The sequence below is a fragment of the Aeromonas schubertii genome, from assembly GCF_000820105.1.
Classification (GTDB): Bacteria; Pseudomonadota; Gammaproteobacteria; order Enterobacterales; family Aeromonadaceae; genus Aeromonas; species Aeromonas schubertii.
In genome coordinates, this window is record NZ_CDDB01000084.1 from 1 (window position 1) to 1,558 (window position 1,558).

Consider the following 1,558-nt stretch of genomic DNA (forward strand, 5'->3'; position numbering starts at 1 on the left):
AGTTTTACTTGACCACTACACCCTGCTGCGGCAGCAGCTGCTGCCCAACATCGAGCAGTATGACTATGTCTACACCTTCGGCACCACGGCGACCCTGATGGCCAAGAGCCTAATGGGTGGGCGCAAGCCGCTTATCTTCAACGTGGTCTCCGATCCTTTCGGGGCTGGTATCCTCTCCGATGAGCCGGGGGCCAACCGCCAGGTGGCGGGGGTCAGCAATCTGGTGCCCATGGGGCTGCAACTGGAAAATGGCCGTCGCCATCTTCCCGCGGGGCGGCGGCTCCTGCTCCCCTTCAATCCGAGAGAGCAGAACACCCTGCTGCTGGCAGAGATGGTGATCCACGAGGCCCGGCGCTTCAACTGGCCGGTGGAGACCTGGCGCATAGTGCCGGTTGCCAAGCGACTCGACAGTGAGCTGGCGCGACTGGTGCACGATGCCGGGGATGCCATCATCTATCTGGGGGCCGACAGCTATCTGCTCTCGGTGGCGCCGCGCCTGCTGGCGTCGCTAAACCGGGCCGGGATCCCGACCCTGTGCGGCGCCGAGCTGTTTATGTCTTACGGTTGCAGCGTGGGCACCATCAGCAGCTATGAGAGCCTGGGGCGCATGGCCGCCCGCATCATAGACCAGCACAGCCGCGGCACCCCGCTCGAGGCGATCCCTTTGCAACTGGATCCTGCGCCGCGCCTTATTCTGGGCGGGCGTGAGAAACCGGTGCCTTGACTCCCCCTCTGCCCTCTTCTTAGCTCAGTGAGGTGAGTCAACCCGATGGAGAGTGGAAAATGAAAGCATGGATGGGTGGAGTCTTGTTGCTGTGGAGCGTCACCGGCGCCCAGGCGGCGACGGTGACGGCGGCGCAAGACCCCTGGCCTCCCTTCGTGATCGACGGGAACAAGGGGATCTCGGTAGAGATAGTCAAAAGTGCCCTGGCAAGTCAGGGGCATCAGCTGGAGATGCGGATCATGCCCTGGGCCCGCGCCCTTTCGGGGGTGGAGGAGGGGAGTATCGACATCCTGGTGGGGGCCTGGTTTACCGAGGCACGCACCAAGAGCCTGCTCTTTAGCGAGCCCTACCTGAAAAACGAGGTGAAGTTTATCCAGCTGGCCGGGGGCAGCTTCGACTACAGCGGGCTCGACAGCCTCAAGGGCAAGAGCGTCGGCATAGTGCGGGGCTACGGCTATGGCGATGACTTTATGCAGGCGGATCTGAATCGGCAGGAGGCGGTGGATCTCCCCACCAACCTCAAGAAACTGCTGGATCATCGCATCGATCTGACTCTGGAGGACGAGGTGGTCGCCCGTGCCATCATGGCCCAGCAGGGCATGGACGCGGCCCAGTTCAGCTTCACGACCATGGCCCTCTCGACCAACCCGCTCCACATGGCCAGCGGCCTGAAAAATCCCAATGGCAAGCAGTGGATAGAGGCCTTCAACAAGGGGTTGGCGGCCATCAAGGCCGATGGCACCCTGGACAAGATACTCGCCAGTTACGGGGTGAAATAGCCCGGCCTCGACGCCACATAGAAGGAGCCGTCACGGCTTAATGCCAGTCAGTTAA

2 protein-coding genes are annotated in these 1,558 nt (G+C 62.2%); both read left to right on the top strand.

Features of this window, described 5'->3' with window-relative positions; all coding sequences use genetic code 11:
• Nucleotides 1-724 (top strand): ABC transporter substrate binding protein (locus BN1133_RS16775; RefSeq protein WP_050667607.1); only part of this gene is annotated, 724 nt, incomplete at its 5' end.
• Between the two features lie 59 nt (nt 725-783).
• Nucleotides 784-1,503: a substrate-binding periplasmic protein gene (locus BN1133_RS16780; RefSeq protein ID WP_231686288.1), complete on the top strand. Its 720-nt coding sequence runs from the start codon at nt 784-786 to the stop codon at nt 1,501-1,503.
• Nucleotides 1,504-1,558 lie beyond the last annotated feature (55 nt).

Coding starts and splice junctions, on each gene's coding strand:
- BN1133_RS16780 (WP_231686288.1), top strand. CDS start 784: ATGAAAGCATGGATGGGTGGAGTCTTGTTGCTGTGGAGCGTCACCGGC.